25 protein-coding genes and 2 pseudogenes are annotated in these 25147 nt (G+C 70.3%); 12 read left to right on the top strand and 15 right to left on the bottom strand.

Annotation, left to right across the window (positions count from 1 at the left end):
* Positions 1–80 precede the first annotated feature (80 nt).
* Positions 81–251 (bottom strand): annotated as a pseudogene (locus ABFX55_RS04295) (alpha/beta hydrolase); the annotation flags it as partial.
* Positions 252–614: 363 nt separating this feature from the next.
* On the opposite strand from ABFX55_RS04295, the gene ABFX55_RS04290 reads away from it, so the two are divergent.
* The 6 genes from ABFX55_RS04290 to ABFX55_RS04265 all read left to right on the top strand — a co-directional run bounded on the left by ABFX55_RS04290 (position 615) and on the right by ABFX55_RS04265 (position 5484).
* Positions 615–1223, top strand: a complete 609-nt coding sequence (locus ABFX55_RS04290; protein WP_346117803.1) for a dihydrofolate reductase family protein — start codon at positions 615–617, stop codon at positions 1221–1223.
* Between the two features lie 53 nt (positions 1224–1276).
* Positions 1277–1600 (top strand): YciI family protein, encoded by a 324-nt coding sequence (locus tag ABFX55_RS04285; protein WP_346117801.1) that lies wholly within the window; start codon positions 1277–1279, stop codon positions 1598–1600.
* Positions 1597–2829 carry an RNA polymerase sigma factor gene (locus tag ABFX55_RS04280; protein WP_346117799.1) on the top strand — a complete coding sequence of 411 codons (1233 nt, stop codon included), beginning with the start codon at positions 1597–1599 and terminating at the stop codon, positions 2827–2829. The genes ABFX55_RS04285 and ABFX55_RS04280 overlap by 4 nt, the downstream gene beginning before the upstream one ends.
* Positions 2830–2943: 114 nt before the next feature.
* The gene (locus tag ABFX55_RS04275) at positions 2944–3522 is read left to right on the top strand and encodes a TetR/AcrR family transcriptional regulator (protein ID WP_346117797.1); all 579 of its coding nucleotides are present in this window, start codon (positions 2944–2946) and stop codon (positions 3520–3522) included.
* A gap of 111 nt (positions 3523–3633) precedes the next feature.
* Positions 3634–4464, top strand: a complete 831-nt coding sequence (locus ABFX55_RS04270) for a helix-turn-helix domain-containing protein (protein WP_346117795.1) — start codon at positions 3634–3636, stop codon at positions 4462–4464.
* 102 nt (positions 4465–4566) lie between these two features.
* On the top strand, positions 4567–5484 hold the full coding sequence (locus tag ABFX55_RS04265) for a sterol desaturase family protein (protein ID WP_346117793.1): 918 nt from the start codon (positions 4567–4569) through the stop codon (positions 5482–5484).
* Positions 5485–5558: 74 nt separating this feature from the next.
* On the opposite strand, the gene ABFX55_RS04260 is transcribed toward ABFX55_RS04265, so the two are convergent.
* The 5 genes from ABFX55_RS04260 to ABFX55_RS04240 all read right to left on the bottom strand — a co-directional run bounded on the left by ABFX55_RS04260 (position 5559) and on the right by ABFX55_RS04240 (position 10511).
* Positions 5559–6467, bottom strand: coding sequence for an LLM class flavin-dependent oxidoreductase (locus ABFX55_RS04260; RefSeq protein WP_346117791.1), 909 nt, complete (start codon positions 6465–6467; stop codon positions 5559–5561).
* An 89-nt stretch (positions 6468–6556) separates the two neighbouring features.
* Positions 6557–7648, bottom strand: a complete 1092-nt coding sequence (locus ABFX55_RS04255) for an NAD(P)/FAD-dependent oxidoreductase (protein ID WP_346117789.1) — start codon at positions 7646–7648, stop codon at positions 6557–6559.
* Positions 7649–7733: 85 nt separating this feature from the next.
* Complete coding sequence (locus ABFX55_RS04250; protein ID WP_346117787.1) at positions 7734–8198, bottom strand: MarR family winged helix-turn-helix transcriptional regulator; 465 nt, start codon at positions 8196–8198, stop codon at positions 7734–7736.
* A gap of 139 nt (positions 8199–8337) precedes the next feature.
* Positions 8338–9606 carry an MFS transporter gene (locus tag ABFX55_RS04245; protein ID WP_346117785.1) on the bottom strand — a complete coding sequence of 423 codons (1269 nt, stop codon included), beginning with the start codon at positions 9604–9606 and terminating at the stop codon, positions 8338–8340.
* A 116-nt stretch (positions 9607–9722) separates the two neighbouring features.
* Positions 9723–10511, bottom strand: a complete 789-nt coding sequence (locus ABFX55_RS04240; RefSeq protein ID WP_346117783.1) for an MBL fold metallo-hydrolase — start codon at positions 10509–10511, stop codon at positions 9723–9725.
* A gap of 88 nt (positions 10512–10599) precedes the next feature.
* Here ABFX55_RS04240 and ABFX55_RS04235 point away from each other — a divergent pair, with 88 nt between their 5' ends.
* Positions 10600–11199 carry a CGNR zinc finger domain-containing protein gene (locus ABFX55_RS04235; protein WP_346117782.1) on the top strand — a complete coding sequence of 200 codons (600 nt, stop codon included), beginning with the start codon at positions 10600–10602 and terminating at the stop codon, positions 11197–11199.
* Positions 11200–11346: 147 nt separating this feature from the next.
* On the opposite strand, the gene ABFX55_RS04230 is transcribed toward ABFX55_RS04235, so the two are convergent.
* Complete coding sequence (locus tag ABFX55_RS04230) at positions 11347–11742, bottom strand: MerR family transcriptional regulator (protein WP_346117780.1); 396 nt, start codon at positions 11740–11742, stop codon at positions 11347–11349.
* 102 nt (positions 11743–11844) lie between these two features.
* Between ABFX55_RS04230 and ABFX55_RS04225 the strand changes: the two genes are divergently transcribed.
* Positions 11845–12738 carry an NmrA family NAD(P)-binding protein gene (locus tag ABFX55_RS04225; RefSeq protein WP_346117778.1) on the top strand — a complete coding sequence of 298 codons (894 nt, stop codon included), beginning with the start codon at positions 11845–11847 and terminating at the stop codon, positions 12736–12738.
* A 213-nt stretch (positions 12739–12951) separates the two neighbouring features.
* Here ABFX55_RS04225 and ABFX55_RS49675 read toward each other — a convergent pair whose 3' ends face one another.
* Positions 12952–13224 carry a DUF6924 domain-containing protein gene (locus ABFX55_RS49675; RefSeq protein ID WP_379479216.1) on the bottom strand — a complete coding sequence of 91 codons (273 nt, stop codon included), beginning with the start codon at positions 13222–13224 and terminating at the stop codon, positions 12952–12954.
* Positions 13225–13466: 242 nt separating this feature from the next.
* Here ABFX55_RS49675 and ABFX55_RS04220 point away from each other — a divergent pair, with 242 nt between their 5' ends.
* Positions 13467–13910 carry a hypothetical protein gene (locus ABFX55_RS04220; RefSeq protein WP_346117776.1) on the top strand — a complete coding sequence of 148 codons (444 nt, stop codon included), beginning with the start codon at positions 13467–13469 and terminating at the stop codon, positions 13908–13910.
* On the opposite strand, the pseudogene ABFX55_RS04215 reads toward ABFX55_RS04220, so the two are convergent.
* Together ABFX55_RS04215 and ABFX55_RS04210 are read right to left on the bottom strand one after the other, a co-directional pair.
* Positions 13905–14118 (bottom strand): annotated as a pseudogene (locus ABFX55_RS04215) (IS5/IS1182 family transposase); the annotation flags it as partial. The gene ABFX55_RS04220 and the pseudogene ABFX55_RS04215 sit on opposite strands and share 6 nt — an antisense overlap.
* A gap of 210 nt (positions 14119–14328) precedes the next feature.
* Positions 14329–15495, bottom strand: coding sequence for an erythromycin esterase family protein (locus ABFX55_RS04210; protein ID WP_346117774.1), 1167 nt, complete (start codon positions 15493–15495; stop codon positions 14329–14331).
* Between the two features lie 90 nt (positions 15496–15585).
* Between ABFX55_RS04210 and ABFX55_RS04205 the strand changes: the two genes are divergently transcribed.
* Together ABFX55_RS04205 and ABFX55_RS04200 are read left to right on the top strand one after the other, a co-directional pair.
* Positions 15586–16269, top strand: coding sequence for a TioE family transcriptional regulator (locus ABFX55_RS04205; RefSeq protein ID WP_346117772.1), 684 nt, complete (start codon positions 15586–15588; stop codon positions 16267–16269).
* 195 nt (positions 16270–16464) lie between these two features.
* Positions 16465–17559: a M20 family metallopeptidase gene (locus tag ABFX55_RS04200; RefSeq protein ID WP_346117770.1), complete on the top strand. Its 1095-nt coding sequence runs from the start codon at positions 16465–16467 to the stop codon at positions 17557–17559.
* 460 nt (positions 17560–18019) lie between these two features.
* On the opposite strand, the gene ABFX55_RS04195 is transcribed toward ABFX55_RS04200, so the two are convergent.
* Positions 18020–18616, bottom strand: coding sequence for a dihydrofolate reductase family protein (locus ABFX55_RS04195; RefSeq protein WP_346117769.1), 597 nt, complete (start codon positions 18614–18616; stop codon positions 18020–18022).
* A gap of 157 nt (positions 18617–18773) precedes the next feature.
* On the opposite strand from ABFX55_RS04195, the gene pdxR reads away from it, so the two are divergent.
* Positions 18774–20204 carry a MocR-like pyridoxine biosynthesis transcription factor PdxR gene (pdxR, locus tag ABFX55_RS04190; protein ID WP_346117767.1) on the top strand — a complete coding sequence of 477 codons (1431 nt, stop codon included), beginning with the start codon at positions 18774–18776 and terminating at the stop codon, positions 20202–20204.
* Between the two features lie 44 nt (positions 20205–20248).
* Here the strand turns inward: pdxR and ABFX55_RS04185 are convergent, their stop codons facing one another.
* From ABFX55_RS04185 to ABFX55_RS04170, 4 genes are all read right to left on the bottom strand, one after another.
* Positions 20249–21604, bottom strand: a complete 1356-nt coding sequence (locus ABFX55_RS04185) for an FAD-binding oxidoreductase (RefSeq protein ID WP_346117765.1) — start codon at positions 21602–21604, stop codon at positions 20249–20251.
* A gap of 152 nt (positions 21605–21756) precedes the next feature.
* Positions 21757–23217: a serine hydrolase domain-containing protein gene (locus ABFX55_RS04180; protein ID WP_346117763.1), complete on the bottom strand. Its 1461-nt coding sequence runs from the start codon at positions 23215–23217 to the stop codon at positions 21757–21759.
* 108 nt (positions 23218–23325) lie between these two features.
* A complete protein-coding gene (locus ABFX55_RS04175; RefSeq protein ID WP_346117762.1) occupies positions 23326–23988 on the bottom strand; it encodes a response regulator in 663 nt (220 codons plus the stop codon).
* Entirely contained in the window at positions 23985–25103 is a 1119-nt protein-coding gene (locus ABFX55_RS04170) for a sensor histidine kinase (protein WP_346117760.1), read from the bottom strand. The genes ABFX55_RS04175 and ABFX55_RS04170 overlap by 4 nt, the downstream gene beginning before the upstream one ends.
* Positions 25104–25147: the final 44 nt, after the last annotated feature.

Below are 25147 nucleotides of genomic sequence, written 5' to 3'. Positions count from 1 at the left end.
TACCCAGTGAGGGCCGCCCGGTCGTCGGCATGCAGCGGCGACATCGCACGAGGATCGGTTCCCCGCGGGACGGCGAAGCGGTGGAGCAGCCGCATCTGCGGCATGGTGAGGGTCGGGCTGTCGGCGTGCCGGCGCATCGAGGCGTGCTCGTACATCGTCGGGGTCAGGTCGACGGCGGGGTTGGCCAGCACCTGCGCCCGCAGGAGCGGGCCTGACTCCCTGGCCCGGATCGCTGCCAGGGCGGCGACCATCGAGCCGGTGCTGAGGTCGACTTCACCGACGTCGAGCTGGCCGCTTGATCACCAGCTCGCAGGCCAGGCGAGGGGAAGTCAGGAGAGCTTCGGTTGCCCACGAGCCCGAGCCGTTCGACGCCCGCCACCACTGGTCAGGATCCTCGCGATCGACCTGGTCCACGAGCTTGTCCGCACTGGGCGCGCTTGAGGAGGTGGAGCGCAGTCGCCGCGACACTGTCGTGCTGTCGGATCGCTGACGACGGGCGTCCCGGAAAATTCTCCAAAAAAATCCGGGAGGCGGTGTCGGATCGGGGCGGTGGTGTTCGTAGCAGGGGTGAGGCCGCCCACAAGGGGCGGCGCCAGGGCAAAGGAACCGCGATCGTGAAGCTGACGACCATGACTCAGGTCACCATCGATGGAGTGATGCAGGGAAACGGCGCGGCGACGGATGACCGCAGGAACGGATTCGAACGCGGCGGATGGGCCCGGGGGAAGGGCGACGACGAGACCAGGACGTTCATCACGCAGACCTACCAGCGCGCAGAGGCGTTCCTGTTCGGCCGGCGCACCTACGAGTTGTTCGCCGGCTCCTGGGGATCAATCGACCCGATGCGCGCACATCCCATCGGCGTGGCCTTGAACGAGGCCCCCAAGTACGTTGCCTCGACCACGCTCACCGCGCCGCGTTGGGAGGACACGACCGTTCTCCGCGATGACCTCGCGGCGGCCATCAGTGAGCTGAAGGCGAAGCCCGGGGGTGAGCTGCAGGTGCACGGCAGTGGCATCCTGACCCGGTGGCTGCTGGAGAACGATCTGGTCGACGAGATGACTCTGATCGTGATCCCGGTGATCCTCGGCCAGGGCGCGAGACTGTTCCCGGAGACCGGTCCGGACCTTGCGCTCGACCTGGTCGAGTCGCGAGTCGACTCGAAGGGTGTGACGATCCAGGTCTACCGGCCGGCCGGGCGCCCGCGGTATGCAACGGCCTGAAGTCCCTGACCACCGAACCACGCTGTCTTGACACCACAGGAGATGATCTTCAGATGCGGTACCTGGTTTCCGTGATCGATGACAAGAGCAATCCCGGCAGCACGGACAGGCGGCCCGCCATCAGCGCGTTCAACGAACGACTGATCGCCGAGGGCTACTGGGTCTTCTCGGGCGGACTCGCGGACACCGACGCGGCCACGGTCATCGACAACCGGGGCGAGCAGGCGGTGTTCAGCGACGGGCCTTTCGTGGAGTCCAAGGAGTACCTCGCCGGCGTCTGGGTGTGGGAGGCCCCCGATCTGGATGTGGCGCTCACGCTCGCCGCCGAGGCGTCGAAGGTCTGCGATCGGAAGGTCGAGGTGCGGCCGTTCCTGTGAGCGACGTCGAGGAGGCGATCATCCGGGCCCACCACGACGAGTGGGCGCGGGTGGTGGCCGCCCTGACCAGGCGTTTCGGTGACCTCGACATCGCCGAGGAGGCGGCTGCCGAGGCGTTCGCGACCGCCGTGGAGCGGTGGCCGGCCGACGGCGTACCGCCCAATCCCGGCGCCTGGCTGACCACAACCGCCAACCGCAAGGCCATCGACCGGATACGGCGTGAGAACAAGCGCGACGACAAGCACAGGGAGGCTCAGATGACGTACGACGACCCGCCCGAGCCTGTCGGCGCCATCGATGACGACCGGCTCCGGCTGATCTTCACCTGCTGTCACCCGGCGCTGGCGGTGGAAGCGCGCGTGGCGTTGACCCTGCGCATGGTCGGCGGTCTGACCGTGCCCGAGATCGCCCGCGCCTTCCTGGTGCAGGGGACCACCATGGAGCGGCGCATCACCCGCGCGAAGGCCAAGATCAAGGCGGCTCGCATCCCCTATCGGATGCCGTCCGCCGACGATCTGCCGGCTCGTGTCTCCGGCGTGCTCGCCGTCCTGTTCCTCGTCTACAACGAGGGCTACCTGGCCAGCGGCCCCGACACCGATCCCGTACGACACGACCTGACCACCAAGGCGATCCGGCTCACCCGCCTGATCCGCGCGCTCCTGCCGCAGGACGGAGAAGTGGCCGGGCTGCTGGCGCTGATGCTGCTCACCGAGGCCCGTCGCACCGCCCGGCTCTCGGCGAACGGCGAACTGGTCGCGCTCGACGAGCAGGACCGTGGGGCCTGGGACGTGGAACTGATCACCGAAGGTCATCGGCTGGTGCGCGAGCGCCTGGCCGCTGCCGCTGCCGGGGCGGCTCCGGGTCGCTACCAGATCCTCGCCGCGATCAACGCGGTGCACACCTCCGCCCGTGACATCCGCGACACCGACTGGTCGCAGGTCCTCGCCCTCTATGACCAACTCGTCCGCCTCGACCCCTCGCCGATCATCGCCCTCAACCGGGCCATCGCCGTGGCCGAGCTCGACGGGCCGGAGGTGGCACTGGCCATCGTTGACCGCCTCGCCGAGGCGTTGGCCGGCTATCACGCCTACCACGCCACCCGCGCCGACCTGCTGCGCAGGCTGGGCCAAAGTCAGCAGTCACGCGTGGCCTACGACCGGGCCATCGAGCTGGCCGGCAACACCGGCGAGACCGCCTACCTCACCCGCCGCCGGGACCAACTGCAGTAGCGCCCGCGATTGAAGAGCGCACCATCTACCTCGCTCATGTGCTCTCCTCCGCCAAACAGTTTCGCTACCGCAAGTATCGATACCAAGAGTAGCGCAAAGGGCTATCGTGTGGCCATGACCCGAGCGAGCACATCCGCCAGACCACCCGGGCGCCCGCGCTCCGGCGTCAACGCCGTGGTCTTCGCCGCGACGCTGAGCACGGTCGCCGAGCTCGGCTACGCGCGTGCCACCGTCGACCGCATCGCCGCCGCGGCCGGCGTCGCCAAGACGACGATCTACCGTCGCTGGCCGTCGAAGGGCGAGCTGATCGTGGACTGCCTCCTGGACGCGTTCGGCCCGATACCGCTGGAGGGCGCCGGTCGAGCCGAGCTCATGTCCTCGGCCGTTCGCTGGATCGCGGCCAAGATCGGCGAGGCCGGGGTGGGCGACGCGTTCGCGGGCGTGTTCAGTGACGCGGTCAGCGATCCGGCCCTGCGCGAGGTTCTGTCCACGCGGTTGCAGGACCGCTACCGGCTCGCGCTCCAGGACGCGCTCGGCGAACCGGAGAACCGGGTCCTGTTCTTCATCGACGTCGTCGTCGGCACCTTGCTCCACCGGCTGGGCATGACCGGCGAGCCGATGGTCGACGCCGACGTCGCCGCCCTGGTCGAGATGGTTCTGCCGCACTTCGCCGACGGCGCCGATCCGACCTAGACCTGCTGCCGAACGGGTGATGAGCTCCGACGGCGACGAGGCGGCCAGATGGCCGTCCGCGCCGACACATCGTCCGCCCTCATTGGTGATCGCCTACTTTTGGAATGTGTGATGAGTACGCAGGTGCGGAATCCGCCCCGCCCGGCCGGCATCCGGGTCCCGGCGAGCTGGGCGGGAGCGGCGAGCGCTGCGCCTGGGCTGCTGGTTTTCACCGGGGAGATCGGCTCGGCCGCTTCACACGCGCACGCTGCCGTGCAGGTGCTGCTGGTGCTCGACGGTGAGGTGCTGCTGACCGACCGGCGTGGCCGCCGGCGCCACGTGAGCGCTGCGGTCATTCCCGCGGGTGCCCGGCACGAGCTGAGCGCCGCCGCCGGAGCGCACGGCCTGCTGGCCTACCTGGATCCGGCCGGGCGGGCGGGACGGGCGGCCACCGCCCTGGTCGCCTCCAGCGGCGACCCTGGCGAGGTGGAGACCTGGCAGGCCGCCGCCCAACCCCAGGCAGGGGAGCCGGTGGACGCTGTCTCGCCGGTGTCGGCCGGGCTCTGCTCGGCTGCCTCGCCCCAGGAAAGGGCCGTGCTCCCGGTGGCGCTGGCCCGCGCCCTGGAGGCGATCCCGCAGCTGATCAGCGGACCCCTGCTGCTGGAGGAGCTGGCCGCCCGCGTGGGCTTGTCGGCCAGCCGCCTGGGCCACCTGTTCGCCGAGCACCTGCACCTGCCGTATCCGGTCTGGCGGCGCTGGGCCCGGTTGCTGCACGCCATGGAGGCGGTGCGCGGCGGGGCCACGCTGACCGACGCCGCCCACCGTGCCGGGTTCGCCGACAGCTCCCACCTGACCCGCGCCTGCAGGGAGATGTTCGGCCTGGCCCCCTCGCTCCTGCTGCACACCATCCGCCCGCCACTGCCGACGCCACCTGAAGCAGCTGTCCTGTTGCCGCGACGGTGACGCTTCAGCGCCCAGGCGAGGGTCTGTGCCACCGTCACGGGCCCCCAAGGTCAGCGGATCCGTCCAAGCCCCGGACGTCCGACCGCCGCGACGCTGGACGGCATGCATCGCACCCTGATCCAACCTGTGATCCGCTATGGCTACGTGCCGTTCATGCTGCTCGGCGTCAACGGCGCCGCCGTCGCCCTGGCCGCCTCCGGCGCCTCCAAGCTCTGGCTCGTGGGCCTGCTGCTGGCCGCGATCGGCTGCTCGTTCGCCGCCGAGCGGGCCCTGCCGTACGAGCAGGAGTGGAACAGCCCTGCCGGGGACGGCGGCCGTGACGTCGCCCATGCAGGCGTCAACGAGTTGCTGCTGCTCGTCAGCGTGGGCATCATCCCGCTGCTGGCCGCCACCGTCACCGTCGCCGACCTGTGGCCGCACTCCTGGCCCTTCGTGCTGCAGGTGCTGGCCGCCATCCTGATCGCCGACCTCGGCATCACGCTGACCCACTACGCCAGCCACAAGGTCGGCGTGCTGTGGCGCTTCCACGCCGTCCATCACTCCATCAAGCGCTTCTACGGCTTCAACGGCCTGATGAAGCACCCCCTGCACCAGACCCTGGAGATGAGCGCCGGCGTCGCCCCGCTCATCCTCATCGGCCTACCGCTCGACGTCGCCTCCGCCCTGGCCGTCACCGTCGCCGTGCAACTGCTGCTGCAACACTCCAACGCCGACTACCGCATCGGCGCACTCAAGTACGTGCTCGCCCTCAACGAGGGCCACCGCTTCCACCACCTGAAATGGGCCGGCATCGGCGACGTCAATTTCGGCCTGTTCACCCTGACCTGGGACCACCTGCTCGGCACCTTCTCCTACGACCCCACCCGCCGCTTCACCTCCGACCAGCTCGGCATGGCGGCCAAGCCGAACTACCCCACTGCCTACCTGGCCCAGCTGGCCGAGCCGTTCCGCGCCTCCGGCAGCTGCCACACCACCGGCGCACCCACCGACGACGAGGTCCTGAGCGCCGCCCGCGACTGACGACCCGGGCCCTCGGCCGCGGCGCGCGGCTGGATCCTGCCCTCCTGTCGGGCCGTGTGGAGCGTGCCGGTGTCTCACTCCTTCGCGATCGCCTCGCGTACGGCCGGGACGATCTCCCTGGCCCAGCGGGCCAGGAGGGCGAGGTCCGGGGCGCCGTGGCCGGGGGAGAAGAGCGTGAAGCCCGACGCGCCGTGCTCCAGCACCGCCTCGGTCAGCTCCTCGACCCACTGGCCGACGGAGCCGCCGAGCCAGCGGCCGTCGCGGTCGCGGGTGGCGGCCAGCGGCTGGTCGGTGATGCGTCCGGGGAAGTTGAAGATCGTACGGATCTCGCTCGGGTCGCGGCCGACGGCCGCCGCCGCCTCGTCGATGACCGGCCGCGAGGCCCGGTAGCGCTCGCTGTGCCAGTCGGCCGCGTGGCCGGGGATCCAGCCGTCGGCCACCCGGCCGGTGGCGGCCAGGGATTTCGGGCCGACCGACCCGGTCCAGACGGCAGGCGCGGCCACGGGGGCGGGTTCGATCTGGGTCACCTGGTAGTGGCGGCCCTGGTAGGTGACCGGAGGGCCGCCGCCCGACAGCAGCTTGACCAGGACGATCGCCTCCTCGAAGGCGTCCACGGCCGCACCCGGCGACAACCGCGGCACCCCCATGTCGGCGATGCGATCCCACAACCCGCCCGCGCCCATGCCCAGCACGATCCTGCCGCCCGACAGCGCCGACAACGACGTCACCGTCCTGGCCAGCATGGGAGCGGGCCTGGTCGGCAGGTTGGTGACGTTGGCGAAACCAGCGATGTGCTGGGTACGCCCGAGAACGAAGCCGAGCGCGGCGTAGGCGTCCAGACCCCGGCCGATGTAGGGATGGTCCGACAGGGTGAAGATGTCGAGCCCGTCCTGGTCGGCCTGCTGGGCCATGCGCAGCAGGTCGGGCACGTCCTCGATGCCGGAATGCGCGCCAAAACCGAAAACAACGTCATGTGCGGACAATGCTCTGCCTTTCTGTGCAGATGGAAATGTTCACCGGGCATACGCTTGCGGCGCGAGCTTGGCGCCGTTCGGCCCGGGTGTGGTCCGTGTCAGGCGGCGCCGAACTGCTCGGTGAAGCGGCCGGTGAACAGGTCGGCCCCCTTGTAAGCCGAGACGGTCTCGGCCGGGACGACGGCCGGGCCGTCAGGGGTGGGCAGCTGACCGACACCCCCACGCGGGCCGAGGGGCAGCAGGATCATGGGGTGAGGCAGCGGCTGGTAGGTGGCCGCCGGCTGTTCGCCGCGCAGCTGGGCGATGATGTTCTGGGCCACCACCTCCGCATGCTGCATCGCGTAACCGGCCATCTTGGCCTCGGCCACGTCGGTGATGTCGCCGATGGCGTAGACGTGGTCGTACCCGCGCACGTTGAGGGTCTCGGTGACGGGCACCTGCCCCTGCGGCGTACGGGTCGTCAGCCCGCCGCCGGCGAGGTAGTCGCTGTTGACGCGCACGCCGTGCGCGCGGAACCAGATGTGGGCGGTGATCTCCTCCCCACCGGTGGTGGTGGCGGTGAAGGTCGCCGCCTGGCCGGGCTCGGTCGCGGGAGGCGCGGTCAGTCCGGTTCCCAGCCGCAGGTTGACGCCCAGTTCGTCGAGCTGGCGGTGCAGCTCCTCGCGCATCTCCGCGGGGAAGGCGGCCAGCAGGCGCTCGGCCGGGTCGACGATGGTCACGTGCTTGTGCGGCCAGACTTCCTTGATCTCTCCGGCCAGTTCCAGGCCGACTGGTCCGGCGCCGAGGATCAGTACCCGCTCGGAACCGGCCAGCTCCTTGTGGGTCCTGAGCAGGTCGTCCAGGACCTCGTCTCTGGAGTCAGAGGTGGGTTTGGCGGGGTAGGCGTAGCTGGAGCCGGTGGCCAGGACCAGGTAGTCGGCCTCGACCCGCCGGCCTGAGGCCAGGGTGACGCCGCCGGAGTCCACCGAGACCGCGCGGTCGCGCACCACCGTGCCGCGCCTGAGCCACTGGTCGTAGGGGTAGAACATGTTGGCCGCCCAGTCGGGCTGGGTCAGCGCCCGCAGCGAGCCGGCCGAGTTGATGAACGCGTCACGGGGGTCGATGAGGACGACGTCGGCCTCCGGGTCCAGCGCCTTGGCGACCGCAGAGCCACCGTACCCTCCGCCGACGATCACGACTGTACGACTCATGATTCACGCTCCAACGCAAAAAGGGGTTGAGTTCGTGTCACGAACCATATTAGTTCGTAGCACGAACTGCAACTCCTTCTCGAGTTCAGCGCGTGGGGCCCGGTTCCAGGAAAACGGTGGGAACCTTGTTGTCCATGACGACGCGGCCGAGCAGGGCGGCCAGCGTCTCGCGTTCCTCGGCGGCGAACCCCGAGGTCAGTTCCTCGACGCGGCGGCAGGTCTCGGTGTAGAACTCGTCGGCGAGCTTGGCGCCCTGCCTGGTGAGCGCCACCCTCACCGCGCGGGAGTCCTGGGGATCCGGCTTACGCTGGACCAGTCCGTTGCGCTCACTGCGGTCGACCAGGCCGGTCAGGCTCGACTTGGCCAGGCCGAGCACCGCGCCGAGCTCGCTCATGCCGTACGGCTGCGCCATCAAAACGCACAGCAGCTGGCCCTGCTGCTGGGTGAGGCCGTACTCTCGGGCGGAATCTGCGTACACGGCATTCACCAGGAATGTGGACCGCACCAGCGCCGCCACCGCCCCGATCTGTCCGTCAACTTGCTTGCTCACCGCACCAGAGTAACAAAATTCGTGGGACGAACTACCGCCTCGTGGCCGGGCTCCGTGCCGGCACCGGCCTCTTCGGATCGGCCGCCATCCCGGCCGCCTCTGCGGGGCGGCGATCGGGTGAGACCTGCGGCGGTTCCGGTCATCGGTTGCGCGCGGCGGCGACGACCGCCGGCACGATGGCCAGTGCCAGGACTCCGCCACCGACGGCCAGGAGAGGGTAGCCCGCAGCGGCCACCACGAGTCCCGAGGCCAGGCCGCCGGCGGCGCCCGCGATGGCGATGGAGACGTCGACCAGGCCCTGGGTTCTGGCGCGGGTAGCCGGAGGGACGGCGTCGGTGATGATCGCGGTGCCCGTGACCAGGCCGAGGTTCCAGCCCAGACCCAGCAGCGCGAGGGCCACCGCGAACAGGGCGACGGAGTGGCCGGGGGCGTTGGCGGCCACGATTCCGGCGGCCAGCAGGGCCAGCGCGGAGGCGGCGGCGATCGTGAGGCGGCCGTAGCGGTCGACGAGCCACCCGGCCAGGGGCGAGGGCAGGTACATCGCGCCGATGTGGATGGCGATGACGAGGCCTGAGACGGCGGTGCTGTGGCCGTGGTCGTGCAGGTGGACGGGCGTCATCGTCATGATCGCGACCATGACCATTTGGGTGAGCGCCATGACCAGCGTGCCGACCAGCACGCCGGAGCGGCGTCCTTCGACCGCCCGGTACGGCCGGCCGCCGGCATCGGCCGCCTGCGCGTACGCCGCCGCGGTGCGTTCGGCCTCCAGGGTGCGGGCCAGCAGCAGCGGGTCGGGGCGCAGCCAGACGGCCAGGACCAAGGCGGCTATGGCGTAGGCGGCGCCGGCGAGAAGGAACGGCCCGGCCAGGTGGGGGATGCCGAGGCTGTGAGCGAGGTCGCCGGTGGGCGCGGCGAGGTTGGGGCCCACCACGCCGCCCAGGGTCGTGGCGACCAGCACGGTGGACACGGCGCGGGCGCGGTGCGCGGGGGAGGCCAGATCCGCCCCGGCGTAGCGGGCCTGCAGATTGGTGGCCGTGCCGGCGCCGTAGACGAACAGCGCGAGGAACAGCAGGACGGCGTCGCCCGCGACGGCGGCGGCGATGACGCCCGCGCTGCCGACCGCACCGGCCAGATACCCGGCGGCAAGGCCGGGGCGGCGGCCGCGGGCTTGGGAGATCTGCCCGACGGCGATGGCCGCCAGCGCGGAACCGGCGGTGCCCACGGCACTGGGCAGACCGGCAAGGCTGGTGGAGCCGAGCATCTCCTGTGCGAGCAGGGCGCCGACGGTCACGCCTGCCGCCAGCCCGGCGCCACTGAGGACTTGGGCTGCGACCAAGACGATCAGGATGCGGCGCTGCGCCTGGGAGGGCGGGCGGTCCTCGATCGGGGCACGCACGGTATTCGTCACAAGAGGGTTCTTTCGATAGGCGTGACCCGGCCGGACGGGGGTCGCGGGTGAGGTCGGTGGCAGGCCGAGCCGACGGGCCCCGCCGAGGTATCGGTCGGGGTCCGTCGGCTGCGCGGTCAGCCCCTGTCACCCAGGTCCAGGCGGTCGATCAGCCCGGCGTCGGTGAAGGCGGCCACCAGTTCGTCACGGCCCTCGGTGAAGTGCGCCCAGCTGTCGTAGTGGACGGGAACCACCCGGCGGGCGCCGAGGATCCCGCAGGCCTCGGCGGCCTGCGCGCTGTCGAGGACGATCACCGCGCCGTCGAAGAGGACGGTGAAGCGGGGAGCCCCGGCGAAGAGGATGGCGGTGTCGACGGGGCCGAAGCGTTCGGCGATCTGCTCGACCAGGTCGAGCGAGGCGTTGTCGCCGCTGACGTAGAGCGTGGGCAGGCCCTCCCCGGTCAGGACGAATCCGACGACCTGGCCGGTGATCGGTTCGACCTCCTCGCGTGGGCCGGGTCCGTGGAGGGCGGGCACGCCCGTGACGGTGATCGTGCCGCCGCCGGGACGGTCCAGCTCGATCGACTCCCAGTCGGCCAGCCCCTTGGCCCCCTTCCCCAGGCGCTGCCCGCCCCCGGGGGTGGTGAGGGTGAGCGGGACGTCGGCGAGCAGCGCTCGGCCAGCGTTGTCGAGGTTGTCAGGGTGTTCGTCGTGGGAGAGCAGGACCACGTCGATACGGCCGAGTCCGGCCGGTGCGGCGGAGGAGGGCGCGGTCTTGGTCAGCCGGCCGCCCGGCACCTGGTAGTCGCCGGGAGCGTCGAAGGTCGGGTCGGTCAGGAAGCGCAGGCCACCGTACTCGAAAAGGGCGGTCGGGCCGCCGAAGACGCGGACGGGGAACTGCTCAGTGGTCGTGCCGGTACTGGCCATCCACAACACCTCACGGATGAGAAGCGGTTTATCCGTGAAGGACGGTAGCGGTTTCTCACGGATGGATGCAAGCCGTACCATGAAGGCTATGAGCGAGACCCTGATCGCCGAGTCGGTGTTGCCGCCCGCGCCGGGAGCGGAGGACTACCTGGCCCTCGACTTCGTCAACAGCGCCATCGCGCTGCCCGGTGGGCAGTTCATCGACCTCCTCGGCACCCCCGGGACGACGAACCAGTGGCTCACCGAACGCGGCCTCGCTCCGGCCGATGCGGGGGTGCAGGAGATGTGCACGACGCAGCTGCGCTCGCTGCGCGAACACCTCAGGGGGTTGTTCGCCGCCCGTGTGGCCGGGGTGCCCGCCTTGCCGGCGGCTCTGTCCGCCGTCAATGACGCGATGACCAGGGCCCCCACGGCCGCCCTGCTGCAATGGGACGAGAAGAAGGGCCCCTACCGCGCGACACCGTGCCCCACCACCGAGATCCTCGACCGCGCTCTCGCGACCCTCGCGGCCAACACGGCCGACCTTCTCACCAGCCCCGACGCCGACCGCCTCACCACCTGCGGCTCCACCCCCTGCAACCGCTACCTGCTGCGCCACGGCCGCCGCCACTGGTGCTCCATCCGCTGCGGCGACCGCGCCCGCGCGGCCCGCGCCTACGCCCGACGCACCCAGTCGAAGGCCGATTGATGAACCCCCGGCGCGACGGCGACCTTCGTGCCCGGACGGCACGGCGACGCACAGGCATGCCGGAGGATCAGCAGCCCCTCGACCGCGGATGAAAGGGGCTCACTCAGACTCTGCCGCTCACCCGGTGAGCCCGACGCCAAGGCTCGATCACCGCGATGTGGGCGCGGCGTCCCTTCCTGAACGGGTCACGCCGTCCCAACACGCGGCGGCTATCACCTCGTCAAGCAGGCGCAGCGACGCCTGACGCTCCTCGATCTCGGCGACCAGCCGCGCCCGCACCGTTTCCAGCTCCCCGGTCAGCTCGCCGGATAGCACGACCCCGCTGGCGTCGCGGCACGCAGCGGGCAGCACCTCGGCGACTTTGGCGCTGGACAGGCCCGCCGCGTACAGCAGCTGGATGCAGCCGACCACGTCCACGGCGGCCTTGGTGTACTCGCGGTAGCCGTTGGCGGCCCGCGTCGGCACCAATAGGCCCTGCTCCTCGTAATAGCGCAGCGCCCGCACGCTCACGCCGGTGCGCCGCGCCAGCTCACCGATATGCATGCTCAGGATCCTAGGCGCTTGACCCTCACGCCGACGTGAGGCCTTACGTTTCCCCGAGACCCGCATCGCAGGTGAATCCAGCTAGCCAAACGTGGAGGAGATATGGCATCGGCAACTGTTCTGGTCATCGGGGCCACCGGGGCGATCGGCTCCCCACTCGTCGAGATGCTCGTTCCCGATCACCGGGAGGGACGCCTGCGCCTGGTCGTCGCCACCCGCCGTCCGGATGCTGCAGTCTGGTTGCAGGAGCGTGGGGTCGAGGTGCGCCGTCTCGATCTGGACGAGGCGGAGACCGCCGGGCTGCAGGCGGTGCGGCCCGCGTTCGCGGGTGTCGACCGGGTGTTCCTGGTCACCGGCTACGACGTGAGGATGCTGGCGCAATCCAAGGCGGCCGTGGACGCGGCCAAGGCCGAGGGCGTCTCCCATCTGGTCCATGTCGGGGTGTCCGCCGCCGAGGACACCACCATCGTCCATTTCGCTTGGCATCAGCTCGTGGAGGCGTACATCGAACGCTCTGGGCTCGGCCACACGCACCTGCGACCCGCTTCCTTCATGCAGAACTTGCGGTTGAGCGTCGGGGCGTCGGGCGTGCTCACGCACTTCGTCGGCGAAGCACGGCCGAACTGGGTGGACGTCGTCGACATCGCCGAGGTCGCGGCCACCGTGCTGCGCGACCCGGGACCGCACGCTGGGCGCGCTTACGACCTGGCCGCCGAGGCCGCATCGCTGAGCGAGATCACCGAGCTGCTGGGCAAGGTGACCGGACAGCCGTGGCGGTACGAGCCGGCAGAACCGCGAGTGTTCTACGACAACATGGTCGCGGCAGGCGCTGACCCCATATACATGGCGTGCGTCCGCAACGTCTTCGAGCGTACGCGGAACGGCTCCCTGATCGAGCCGGACGGCGTCTTCGGCACGATCGAGGCGGTGGCGGGCCGCCCGGCGACGTCCTTGCAGAAATTCCTGGAGAGGAACCGCGTACTGTTCTCCGGATGATCCCGCGGTGCTCTCGTCCGCACCGTCCTCGCCTTTTGAGGCTTTTTCATCCTGTCTCATACGACCCGCTGAGCGGCGCTGGATCGTGTCCATTTGGACCTGGGAAGGCTGCGATCGACCGGGTCACTCCAAATCAGGCGTTCCGCGGACCGAATAGTCCCCTGCTGAGCTGCGACGACAGGTTGGAAAAGGCTTACTGGTGGAGTCCCGTATTCAACTGTCGCAAATTGTCGTCCCACTAGGCCCGGATGGTGACGTTCCGTGCTTCCCGGCGGCGGAGCGGTTCAGCCGCGGAACCCGCGCCGCATCGGCACTCTCGGCGAACTCACCGAAGTCCATGTTGCCGATATAGAGGTTGGCGTGAATCGCGGGGAGCTCGGCGGGGATGACGCGCATCCCCCATTCGAATTCCAGCTCGATGACCAGGAACGGAGCCGAGGGATGTGACCTGGCCGGCCAGCCGTCGAGACGTGGGCTGGGAGACAGAGCCCGGCAACGGGGGCGCCAGCGCCTTGTTCGTCAACGAGCTCGGTGTGAAGACCGAGATGTCGCTCTTTTCTGGAAGATGTCTCTGATCCTCCGTTCTCCCCAGGAACGCGATTGTTTGCCTGCCTGATCAGGGGTGCCGAACAATCTCGTCGCCACGATCCTGGTGGCACAGGCCTCGGGGGAAGCGGTCAAGGGGACCGCTTGCTGCCGGGGATCGGGAAGACAGGACGGGGTCTCGCATGAGAAGCATTCAGAAGGTCGGTGTGGCGCTTGCCGCCGCTACGTTCGTCCCGCTGGGGTCGCTGGCCATGCCCGCGCCGGCGCAGGCGGCTGCCGCTTACTTGGAGATGCAGTGTTACTCCGGCGGGTATCGCGGGAGCCTGCGGGTGTACTACAACAGCACCTCCACGCACGACATCTTCAACCGGCTCAACTGGTACAGCTCCGGCCTCGCCCAGGGCCCCAACAACAAGGTCGACATCAAGATCTTCAAGGACCTGGCCTGGAAACCGGATCAGACCGTCAAGACCTGGAAGATCAAGACCCGTAAGGGCTCCGGAGGACGCAGTGTCAACGTCGCCGTCAATCGGAGGGACCGGATCTACGTCACCTTCACGTTCACCTTCGACAAGCGCAAGGGGACTATTGACGGCAGTTGCTATCGCCGCAGCCGTACCATCTGACGCATCGTCACGGGCGTAATGGCGGGGGCGGCCGCACTTGCCGCGCACCTTTGGGAACGGCGTCCAGCAGCGGGCGAAGCTGGGCGACGTCGCCTGCGGTTGGCGCCGGTCACGATCACGGCAAGCGGGATGCCGGTGGCCTCGGTGATCAGGTGGTGCTGCCGGCCCGTCCTCGATCGACCGGGGACGGGCCGGTCTGCGGCCCTCTTTCAACGCCCTGATCTCTGCATCGCGATACCAGCCTCTTCGGGAGGAGCTCGGTTTGTCGGTGCAGCCGGTCACCGTCAAAGCGGGCCGGCGACGAGTCCGCACAGCGGCGATCGCCTGGCGATCCGGGTGCCGCCTTCGGTGAAGGGGCGGGCGTGGACGGTGTGCTTGAGGCGGTGCGTGTCAGCACAGTCTGACACGCACGCGCCTGTCAACCCAGCTTTTTCATCCTGACGGCCTGCTTGAGGAAGACGACGCCGTCGATCATGTCGAGCTGGGCCGGGTCCAGCGGGAAATAGGCGAAATCGTGGGAGATGCGCGGGGCAGGCTTCGTGATGGCCTCGGCCAGGCGGCGGGCGTCGACGAGAGAGTGGTCCCACGGAAGCGTGGACATAAGGCCCTCGACGGTGTCCGGGGCCGGGACGTCGTCGGCGACCGTGCCGAGGGCTGAGGCCAGGAAGGCGTACCGGTCGCCCAGGTGCGTCGCGGTGATCGCCCCTGCGCTCCACCACTCCAGCTGCTGGTCGCCGAGCGGCATGACGCTCTTGTTCCGCTGCAGGTGGAGGTTGCTCGCGAAGACCAGGGCTGGGCCGTGCTCGGCGACGGCACGCAGGTTGGCGGCCATCATCGCGTCTCGCAGGGCCGACAACCGGGTCCACCGTGCCGGGGACGCGTCGGCCATCCAGTAGTGGTAGCGGAGCAGGCCGGCGGCGGTGCGCCCGTACAGTGCCGCCCGGTCCCTGTCCTCCGCGCTCAGCCGCGGCGCCTGCGTGTCGAGCAGCGCCACGAGGTCGTCGGCGATCAGTCGCAGCCGCTGGGCGTCGGCGGACTGGCCGATCGACTGGGACGGATCCATGGCCGTGGCCTCGTTCGACCACCGGTCGTCGGGGCCCAGCAGCGTGTCGAGGGTTTCCCTGGTCCAGGGGAGCGGGCCGTCGAGGAGGCCGTGGAGGGCGGTGAGCGCCTGGCGCGGGCTGGCCGCCCAGTACTCCAGAGGGGCGTCGAACCCGAAGAACCGGAGCTTTTCGTCATGCTCCTCGTTGTACGCCCGCATCCAGCGTACGAGTTCGCGGTTGGCCGGTGAGGCGCCGAAGCCGTGGCTGAAGCCGCGTTCCATGACGTCATCGAGTGTGTGCGCGCCCGTCGTGAGGTAGTCGTCCACCAGCAGGCCCATGAGACAGTCGCTTTCGATGGCGAACGACCGGTAGCCCTCGTGCTCGACCAGATGCCGGAAGATCTCGTTGCGCAACTCGCCCAGTTCCTCCACGAAGTGCCTGGCCTCGCCCAGGCCGAGCAGCAGGGGCTTGGCGGGCAGCGACCGGAGGAACGCCGAGACCCCGGCGCCGTCGAGCGGCCGGGCCAGGTTCTTGATATCCATGGCTTCAACGGTATCGTTGAACTTTCGTTGTAAACTTTTCCCTGAAAACCTCGCTCTCATCACGCTGGACCTTCAATCGGAGATGCACCCATGAGGCCAGTGGACCTGGCGCGCGAGCACGGCCTGTCCACCCAAGCGATCAGGAACTACGAGGACGCCGGCATCCTGCCCGCCGCCGGACGCACCGTCCACGGCTACCGCACCTATACGCCACTGCACGCGCAAGCCCTGCGCGCGTTCCTCGCCCTCGTACCCGGGCACGGTCACCAGACGGCCACGTCGATCATGCAGGCGGTCAACCGGGGTGCCACCGAGGACGCGCTGCGGCTCATCGACGAGAGCCACGGCCAGCTTCTCGACGACCGCCGCACCCTCCAGGCCGTCGAAGCCGCGCTCCGCGATCTGGCGCCCGTGCCGCAGGAGCGCGGCGACACGTTCATCGGCCCCCTGGCCAGGAGGCTCGGCATCCGCCCTGCCACCCTGCGCAAATGGGAGAACGCCGGGCTGGTCCGGCCGAGCCGCGATCCGCAGACGGGCTACCGGATCTACAGCGCGGCCGACGTCCGCGACGTCCGGCTGGTCCACCAGCTCAGGCGGGGCGGCTACCTGCTGGAGCAGATCGCCCCGCTGATCGCTCAGGTCCGTTCCGCCGGAGGCGTCGCCCCGCTGGAGTCGACCCTGCGCGACTGGCAGGCCCGCCTGTCCGCCAGGGGCCGCGCCATGCTCAAGGGCGCCGCCGACCTGGACGCGTACCTCTGCGCCCGCGAACCCTGAGTTCGAGCCACGTCCGCCACAGGAAACGGCATGGCCACGGAGGACAAGGTGGCCACCGTCTTCACGCCCGGCCGGTGGTCCTTCCGTGCGTACGGCCCTACGAACCGCCGCTCTTTCGGTCCACGCGACGAAGCGGCGCGGGCCTACGCCCAGCACAATCCGAGGTGACAGCGCCGTTGTGAAGGAGAACGTCCCGTGAGCACGCCCCTCGATGTCCGCCAGATGGTCCGCGACCTGGAACGGCTCGTCACCTGCGAGTCGCCTTCGCACGACGTCAAGGCCACGATGCGCTGCGCCGACGTTCTCACCGAGATCGCCTGGCGTATCACGGGGCGGCGGCCCGAGGTGGTGAGCAGGCAGGACAGGCCGCATCTGCTGTGGCGGTTCGGCGGCAGGACCACGGTGCTGCTGGTCGGGCACTTGGACACGGTGTGGCCGCTCGGCACGCTCGACCGCTGGCCGTTCCAGGTCGACGGCGATCTGGCCACCGGGCCCGGCAGCTTCGACATGAAGGCGGGGCTCGTCCAGGCGCTGCACGCGGTGTCCACGCTGACCGATCTGGACGGCGTCACGCTGCTGGTGACCACCGACGAGGAGCTGGGCTCGCCGACCTCGCGCGCCTGGATCGAGGAGCAGGCCCGCGGCGCCAGGGCGGCGTTCGTCCTGGAGGCCAGCGCGGACGGCGCGCTGAAGGTGCAGCGCAAGGGCGTCTCGCTCTACGAGGTGATCGTCGGCGGAAGGGCCGCCCACGCGGGGCTGGAGCCGCACAAGGGGATCAACGCCGCGGTCGAGCTGGCCCACCAGGTCCTCGCCGTCCAGGCGTTCGAGCGGGACGGCACCACGGTCACTCCGACGGTGGTCAGCGGCGGGACGACCACGAACACCGTGCCCGCCCATGCCGGGTTCACCGTGGACGTCAGGGCCGAGACCGTCGCCGAGCAGGCGCGGGTGGACGCGGCTTTCGGCGCCCTGCGAGCGCACCTTCCAGGGGCGTCGGTCGAGGTGAAGGGCGGGCCGAACCGGCCGCCGCTGGAGAGGTCCAGCTCCGCGGAGCTGTTCGCCAGGGCCGTACGGCTGGCACGGCAGCTCGGCCTGCCCGAGCTGCGGGGCGTCGCGGTCGGCGGCGGCTCCGACGGCAACTTCACCGCCGGCGTCGGCGTGCCCACCCTGGACGGCATGGGCGCGGTGGGAGACCACGCCCATGCCGAGGGCGAGTACATCGTGATCTCCGCCATGGCCGAGCGCGCCGCCCTGCTGGCCGCCCTGATCGACGACGTCCGCGCGGGCTGAGCCCGGCCTTGAGGACCAGGGGAGCCGGTCGATCGCCTGGCTCGTGACCTTGCCCGGCATGGAACGCGAGCACATCCGCGACCGCGCTTGCCGACCTCAACGACGAGTGGAGATCAAGAACGCGCCAAGGCCAACCTCCACTGCCGCATTGGGGTGCCGTTGAGAAACGTGCGATGAGCCGCCAAACCTCGCAGGATGCGGCCGATGTCGTGGCGGAGACCTTCACCATCGCCTGGCGAAGGGTGGGCGAGCTGCCGCCGGGGCAGGAGGCCAGGGCTCTGGCTGTTTGGCCGGCTGTGAAGACTGCCTGGCCGTCACGCCGGAGGCGGCCGCAGCGCCAGATTGATTCCAGGGTGGGGGACGGCCGCCTCGCCGAGGGTGCAAGCGCACACGGGGGAGGCAGGGCATGTCCGGCGCGGGACGTGGCGCGTAACTACCGGGTGAGCCAGCGGGCGGTGGCTCAGGCACCGTCCTCCACATCCAACGGAGACACGCCGGTGAGCGGGCCGGGTCGGTACCGTACGTTCACGACCGCCGTGGGGTCGCCTTCGCCGACCCGGTGCAGGCGGATCGGCTCGCCGCCGGGGTTGTCGTACAGCCGGATGCCCTCGCCGAGCAGTACCGGTGCGATGTGCAGGTCGATCTCGTCGATCAGTCCCAGTTCGAGCAGCTGACGGCCGATGGAGGGCGAGAACACTTCGAGGTTCTTGCCGCCGGCCGCCTCCAGCCCGATCCGCACCGCCTCGGCCGGGCCGCAGTTCAGGAACATGACGTCGTCGGCGGGCGTCGCGTCCTCGGGGTGGTGGGTGAGCACGAAGATCGGTCCTTTCCAGTCGCCGCCGTACGGGCGGCTGTCACTCGAGGCGTCCCAGCCGTCTCGGCCTCCCAGCACGGCGCCCGTGGTCTGGACGTACTCGTCGATCAGGCCAGGACGGGCTGACATCCCGGTGGTCATCCAGTCCATCTCGTGGTTCGGCCCCGCCACGAAGCCGTCCAGTGACATCGTGAAGTGCCAGAGCACCTTCCCGCCTGCGGTCTGCGGCGCGGTGTCGTTCATTCGTCGCCTCCTGCGATCTGCCGGTTTGTGACGTTGCCGAAAAGAGAGGGCTCTGCCTGTCGCTCGGCTACGTGCCAGTCCCCGTGCCCGGGGCCGGGAGGTCACTCAGCCTGGCAGGGATCGGTACATGCCGATAGGGTCCGATCCTGTGGGCCGATTGAGGACCAATTCGGGGCCGGCCGAGGACCTGCTCATCGAGCTGAACCGCGAGGCCGGGGTGCCACTGCACCGGCAGATCGAGGCGTCCATCCGCGCGAGCATCCGGGCAGGACGGCTGCGAGCGGGCGCGTCGCTGCCACCCACCCGCACCCTCGCGGCCGGCCTCGGGGTGTCCCGCGGGGTGGTCGTGGAGGCCTACCAGCAGCTCGTCGCCGAGGGCTACCTCGCCAGCCGAGCGGGCGGTTACACCCAGGTCGCCGCGTCGATGCCGCCGGCCGCCGCCGGCGCGGGCTCCGCGGCTTCGACGGCGCAGCCGGCCGCGCGCACAGTCGGCTTCAGGGTCGACTTCGGATACGGGCGCACCGACGTGTCGCAGTTCCCGCGGGCCGCCTGGCTGCGCTCGGTCCGTACCGTGCTCACCACCACGCCCAACGACCGGTTCGCCTACCTCGACGGGCGCGGCGTGCCGGAACTGCACGTGGCCCTGTGCGACTACCTCAACCGGGTGCGCGGCACGGCGTCCGTCCCGGGCAACGTGGTGATCTGCAGCGGCTACGGGCAGGGCATCTCGCTGCTGATCCAGGTGCTCGTCCGGCACGGCGCCAGGCGGATCGCCCTGGAAGACCCGTCGTCCAACGACGACGCCCGGGTGCTTGCCGGCGCCGCAGGTCTGGACGTGGTCGGCATCCCGGTGGGTCGGGACGGCGTTCAGGTCGATGCGCTCCATCGGGCCGACGCCGACGCGGTCGTGCTCACGCCGTCGCACCAGTGGCCCACCGGGGGAGTGCTGTCGGCTGCGGCGAGGGCCGAGGTGATCCGCTGGGCGAAGCGCCGCGGCGCGCTCGTGGTCGAGGATGATTACGACGCGGAGTACCGCTACGACCGTTCGCCGGTGGGCGCCATGCAGGGCCTGGCGCCCGATCATGTCGTCTACTGCGGTACGGCCAGCAAGACGCTCGCGCCGGGGTTGCGGCTCGGCTGGCTGGTCGTGCCTCCCCAGCTGGTCGCCGACGTCGCCGCGGCGAAGGTGCTCGCCGACCGAGGTTCGCCGGTCATCGACCAGTTGACGTTCGCCGACTTCCTCGCCCGCGGCGAGTTCGACCGCCACCTGCGCCGGATGCGTCCGGTGTACCGCCGCCGCCGCGACGCGCTGCTGGACGCCCTGCGCACTCACCTGCCCGACCTGGAACCGGCCGGGGTCGCCGCCGGGCAGCATGTGGTCGCCTGGCTCCCGCCCGACCTCGATGAGACGGCGGTGGTGAAGGCCGCCGCCCGGCACGGGCTCGGCATCCACGGCGTCGGCCCGTACCGGATCGCCGGCACCGGACCGGGTGGCCTCATCTTCGGCTACGCCATCCTCGGCGAGCGCGCCATCGCCGAGGGGGTCGCGCTGCTGGCGACGGCCGTCCGGGAGGTACGGGAACCCTGATCCCGCGCAGGCGCTCGGCCGGCGGCACATCCAGGACATGCGCATCAGTGTGCCGGGCGGATGTTCTGGTTCAGGTGGAACGCGTTGGCCGGGTCGTACGCGGTCTTCACCGCGGTCAGCCGGGCCAGCTTCGCGGCCGAATACGCCCGCCGTACGCCGCGCTGCCCATCGGCCAGCTCGTCGGCCGTCAACGAGTTGACGTACACCCCACTCGCGTACGGCTCGAGCGACGCACCGGCGGCGCGGGCGGCACCCATCCTGGCGTCGTCCTCGGCCGGGTCGGTCCAGCGGGAGCCGGCACCGAACTCGAACATCGTGCCGCGGTGGCTGAACGCCGCGTCCGCTTCAGGGACATCGGCGATCGCGCCGCCGTGCGCCTGCAGGCCGACGCCCGGCAGGGAAGGGCTCGCGCTCAGGTCGGTGCCGCCGCGCAGCAGGAACGCCTCGATCGCCGCGGTGGGGAATCGCCGCAGGTAGTGCCCCTTGGAATAGCGGCGGTAGGCGTGGCCGCCGGTGGAGTCGTCGCGTTGCTGAAGTTCGAGGTACGACGGTGTGGTGACGCGCGACGCGACGGGACGCCCGAGCGCCCGCATCGCGGGGAGCAGCCGGCTACCCTCGGCCGGGTCGCCGACCCACACGAACCCCAGCGTGGCGATCGGACCGGCGGGAGCGCTGCCGACGCTGGCGGTGAACGTCGCCTGACGGGGCGCGACGGCGTTCAGGTCGCGCCAGCCCTCGATGACCGGGACGGCGTCCTCGGCGCGGAAGTCGAACTCGGCGACCAGCGTCCGCGTGCCGGTGCGATGCAACTGGAACTCGAACTCGGTGACGATGCCGAAGTTGCCGCCACCGCCGCGCAGGCCCCAGAACAGGTCGGGGTTCTCGGTGCGGCTCGCGGTCACCACCTCCCCCTCCGCGGTGACCATCGTGTAGGAGACGACGTTGTCGCAGGCCAGGCCGTACTGGCGGGCCAGCCAGCCCATGCCGCCGCCGAGCGTGAGCCCGCCGACGCCGGTGTGCGAGACGTTGCCGGCCGTGGTGGCCAGGCCATACGCCTGGGACGCCCGGTCCAGCGCGCCGAGCAGCGCGCCGCCCTGCACCCGGGCCCGGCGACGGGCCGGGTCGATCCGCACGCCGCCCATGGGCGTCAGGTCGATCATGAGACCCCCGTCAGGTACGGCGAAGCCGGCGACGTTGTGTCCGCCGCAGCGCACGCCGATCTCCAGATCCAGATCACGGGCCATCCGCACGGCGGCGACCACGTCGGCGACGCCCGCCGCGCGGACGATCATGCGTGGACGGCGGTCGACCATGGCGTTCCAGACGGTACGGGCGGTGTCGTAGCCGGCGTCGCCAGGCGTGAGGAGCCGGCCGTCGAAGCGAGTCGCTGTCGTTGTCATGCACTCAGCCTGGCAGGAATCGGTACACGCGATAGGTCCGATCCTGTAGGCCGAATGAGGACCAATTCAGGTGTCGGCCGAGGCTCTGCTCATTCGGAGGGCGGCTTCGAACCCAGGTGGTCCACAACCCAGCCTGACACCGGCGGACCGCCTCACTGGACAGACCCCAGGTCGGCTGAGCTTGTGGCCGGCCGTACCGGTGCGAAGGTCGCCTGACCGGCACGGCGGAAGCACCGAAGGCGACGGCCGAGTGCGACCGCCCCGAGCACGCAGCAGGTGAGGCAGAAGAGCGCCAGCAGCGGCAGCAGCCAGGCGGTGACGATCCAGTACTGGAAGCTGAACGCCCCCCAGATCAGCGTCGGCAGCACCGCGCCCAGCACCGTCACCAGGGCAAGGGGCACCAGCCGCAGAACCAGCCTCGGCCGGCGCGCCGCGCGGCGTCGCGAGGCCCAGCGGCGCGCTCGGACGACCGCGGTGACCAGCAGTGCGGCCATCCCCACCGTGAGCCCGAGCAGGACCGCGTTCACGACGGTCAGCGGGTTGCTCATCGGCGTTGCCGGCGCCCCGATCCGTTCGGCGAGAAGGTTGGTCGAGAGCAGGCCGGGATCGCCGCCGCTGTTGGTGAGGACGAGGGCGGCCACACCGGTCTTGGGCGAGAAGACCATGTCCCCGGTCCACGTCGCCAGTGTTCCGCCGTGGCCGATCACCGACGGCGGGGCGTCTGCTGCGACGGGGCGGGACTGCCAGCCGAGGGCGTAGCCGCCGGCCTTCGGCTGGACGGTGTGCAACTCGGCCAGGGAGCCGGCACTCAGCAGGTCCGCCCCGAAGGTTCCCTGGTTGAACCGCAGCCACCGCACCATGTCATCCAGGGTCGAGATCACCCCGCCGTTGCCGACGCACATCCCCGGCATCTCCGGTGCCGCGACGGCAACCCCGAGAACGACCTCGTACCCGGACGGCAGGCCCTCGGCACGATCGGAGCACCCCAGCGTCGAGCTGGTGCCGGTCATGCCCAGCGGAGTGAACAGCTCGGCGTGAAGGAAGGCGTCGAAGGACTTCCCCGACACCACCTCGACGATCCTCGCCGCGATCGAGTAGTTGGTGTTGTGGTACTCCGAGCGGGTGCCCGGATCGGCGGCCAGGGTCTTGTCGGCCAGCCCTGCCACGATTTCCTGCGCGCTGCGCGGAGGGGGGAACACGTACTCGTTGTTCGTGCTGTTCGACAGCCCCGAGGTGTGGCTGAGGATCTGGCGCACGGTGATCCCGGTGAAGCGCGGATCGGCCATCCTGAAGTCGGGCAGGACCTTGACGAGCGGGTCGTCCAGGGAGATGCGGTCACGGTCGACCAGCAGCATGATCGCCGCAGCCGTCATCGACTTGCTCATCGACGCGATCCGGAACCGTGTCCGCGCCGTCACCGCGTTGCCGTCCCCGTCCCGGCCGCGGACGATCGTCTCGACCGACGACCCGTTGATCACGGCCGCCGCGACACCCGGCGTACCGTAGACGGAACGGTAGTCGTCGACCAGTCGTTCGCCGGTGGCATGGGCCGGTGCTGTCCAGCCGAGCAGCACGGCGACGAGCACACCGCCGAGGACGAGGAGGGAGGTCACACGAGGAAAGGGCACACGTAGGAAATGCACGACGTCGAACCTAGGCCGGGCGTCACCGGCCGACATCACCCAAAGGGGTGAGACGGCACCACCCGGCAGGATGGAATCTCAGTCAGGCAGATCCTTGCGACCCACAAGCCCGTTCTCGTACGCGTGGATCACCGCGTGCACGCGGTCGCGCAGGTTCAGTTTCTGCAGGACGGCCCGGACGTGCGACTTCACCGTGTTCTCGCTCAGCACCAGTTCCGCGCACATCTCGCTGTTGGACCTGCCGCGGGCGAGCAGGCCGAAGATCTCGACCTCGCGTGGGGTGAGGCCGTCCAGGGCTGCCGTCCTCCGCATCGGCACCTGCCGTACGAGATCGAGGATCGTCGCGGCCACCCCCGGGGCCAGCGCCGACGTCCCGGAGGCGACGTCACACACGGCCTGGGCCAGGGCGGCGGGCCGGACGTCCTTGGTCAGGTAGCCGCTCGCGCCGGCCCGGATGGCAGCCACGACCAGCTCGTCATCATCGAACGTCGTCAGCATGAGCACCCGGGTCGCCGGTGCGATCCTGACGATCTCCGCCGTGGCGGCGACCCCGTCCATGCGCGGCATGCGGATGTCCATCAGTACCACGTCGAGGCGGTGCCGCCGGACGACCTCGATCGCGTCGCTGCCGTTCGCGACGTCGTGGGTGACCTCGATGCGTTCGTCGGCCGACAGCACCGTACGGAGCGAGGCCCGTAGCAACTCCTGATCGTCGACGAGCATGACACGGATCCCGGTCATGCCCCCTCCTTCGTGGGGAGCCGCGCCCGCAGCACCCACCCGTCGTCCCCGTCGTCGATCGACAGGGTGCCGCCTGCGGTACGCACACGTTCCTCGATCCCTATCAGGCCGGTCCCCTGGCTGCCGACGTCGCGAAGCGCCTTGCCGCCGTCGTCGCGCACCTCCACCACCACCTCGGCCGGGGTCCAGCGCAGGCGAACGGTCACCTCGACCGGTGGTTCGAGGTGGCGCAGCGCGTTGGTGATGCCCTCCTGCACGGTCCGGACCGCCGCTACCTCGGCACTCAGGCTCAGTGGCCGTCGCTCACCCACCTCCGCGAACGTCACCGCATGGAGCGGGCTCGCCGCCGAGGCCAAGAGGTCAGGGAGGGCGTCGAGCGAGATCGGGACCTCTCTGGGCCGGGAATCGGCGCGCGGCGCCACGGCGGCCGGGCCCAAGGTGGCCAGCATCGCTCGCAGACCTTGGTGGGCGTCCCTGCCGGCCTCGGCGATGTCGCCGAGTTCGCGGCGGGTCGCCGGATCCGCCGTCGTCACCGCCGCGGCCTCGATCCGCGCGACCATGACGGTGACCGTGTGGGCGATCACGTCGTGCAGGTCGCGGCGGATGCTGGCCCGTTCGTCCGCGACCGCCGCGGCCAGTCGTTCGCTCTCGGCTCGTCGGCCGGCCTCGTGCCTGCGGCGTACCAGCAGAGCCGCAAGCCACACACCGCCGACCACGAGCATCAGCAGCCCTCCCTCGACCAGGCGGGTCCATCCAGGGTCAGCGGGCAGCCGCGCCCACGCCACCAGCTCGGTGAGGACGATCCCGAGCGCGGCGACGGCCAACGCGACCACCGAGGACCTGACCGAGACCAGGCTGGTCAGCCGCCACAACGTGAGGGGGAAGCACACAGCCGAGGGCAGCATGCTCGGTGACCAACCCGGGAAGGGCATCGTCACCAGGACGAGCATCGCCAGCGCGCCGATCGCGTACCCCACCCACGGCCGTCGATGGGCCACCACCGCTCCTACATGGAGCAGGACGGCAGCACCCGTCGCGGCGAAGATCTGCCACAGGTCCGCGCCGAGGTGCCAGACGCCCGCCAGGATGATCACCGTCAGGAGAGCCAGGACCACGTGCGCCACCACCGTCGTCGCCGGCCATGTGCTCCGGCGCTGGG

This window comes from Nonomuraea roseola (genome assembly GCF_039535395.1).
Classification (GTDB): domain Bacteria; phylum Actinomycetota; class Actinomycetes; order Streptosporangiales; family Streptosporangiaceae; genus Nonomuraea; species Nonomuraea roseola.
Note: the sequence above shows the minus strand (reverse complement) of the source record. Positions and strands in the feature narration are given on the sequence as shown.

What these genes read in the sequence shown, in the direction of transcription:
- ABFX55_RS04285 (WP_346117801.1), top strand. Translation starts at nt 1,277, where the DNA reads ATGCGGTACCTGGTTTCCGTGATCGATGACAAGAGCAATCCCGGCAGC.
- ABFX55_RS04275 (WP_346117797.1), top strand. Translation starts at nt 2,944, where the DNA reads ATGACCCGAGCGAGCACATCCGCCAGACCACCCGGGCGCCCGCGCTCC.
- ABFX55_RS04270 (WP_346117795.1), top strand. Translation starts at nt 3,634, where the DNA reads ATGAGTACGCAGGTGCGGAATCCGCCCCGCCCGGCCGGCATCCGGGTC.
- ABFX55_RS04265 (WP_346117793.1), top strand. Translation starts at nt 4,567, where the DNA reads ATGCATCGCACCCTGATCCAACCTGTGATCCGCTATGGCTACGTGCCG.
- ABFX55_RS04255 (WP_346117789.1), bottom strand. Translation starts at nt 7,648, where the DNA reads ATGAGTCGTACAGTCGTGATCGTCGGCGGAGGGTACGGTGGCTCTGCG.
- ABFX55_RS04240 (WP_346117783.1), bottom strand. Translation starts at nt 10,511, where the DNA reads ATGGCCAGTACCGGCACGACCACTGAGCAGTTCCCCGTCCGCGTCTTC.
- ABFX55_RS04235 (WP_346117782.1), top strand. Translation starts at nt 10,600, where the DNA reads ATGAGCGAGACCCTGATCGCCGAGTCGGTGTTGCCGCCCGCGCCGGGA.
- ABFX55_RS04230 (WP_346117780.1), bottom strand. Translation starts at nt 11,742, where the DNA reads ATGCATATCGGTGAGCTGGCGCGGCGCACCGGCGTGAGCGTGCGGGCG.
- ABFX55_RS04225 (WP_346117778.1), top strand. Translation starts at nt 11,845, where the DNA reads ATGGCATCGGCAACTGTTCTGGTCATCGGGGCCACCGGGGCGATCGGC.
- ABFX55_RS04220 (WP_346117776.1), top strand. Translation starts at nt 13,467, where the DNA reads ATGAGAAGCATTCAGAAGGTCGGTGTGGCGCTTGCCGCCGCTACGTTC.
- ABFX55_RS04210 (WP_346117774.1), bottom strand. Translation starts at nt 15,495, where the DNA reads ATGGATATCAAGAACCTGGCCCGGCCGCTCGACGGCGCCGGGGTCTCG.
- ABFX55_RS04205 (WP_346117772.1), top strand. Translation starts at nt 15,586, where the DNA reads ATGAGGCCAGTGGACCTGGCGCGCGAGCACGGCCTGTCCACCCAAGCG.
- ABFX55_RS04195 (WP_346117769.1), bottom strand. Translation starts at nt 18,616, where the DNA reads ATGAACGACACCGCGCCGCAGACCGCAGGCGGGAAGGTGCTCTGGCAC.
- ABFX55_RS04185 (WP_346117765.1), bottom strand. Translation starts at nt 21,604, where the DNA reads ATGACAACGACAGCGACTCGCTTCGACGGCCGGCTCCTCACGCCTGGC.
- ABFX55_RS04175 (WP_346117762.1), bottom strand. Translation starts at nt 23,988, where the DNA reads ATGACCGGGATCCGTGTCATGCTCGTCGACGATCAGGAGTTGCTACGG.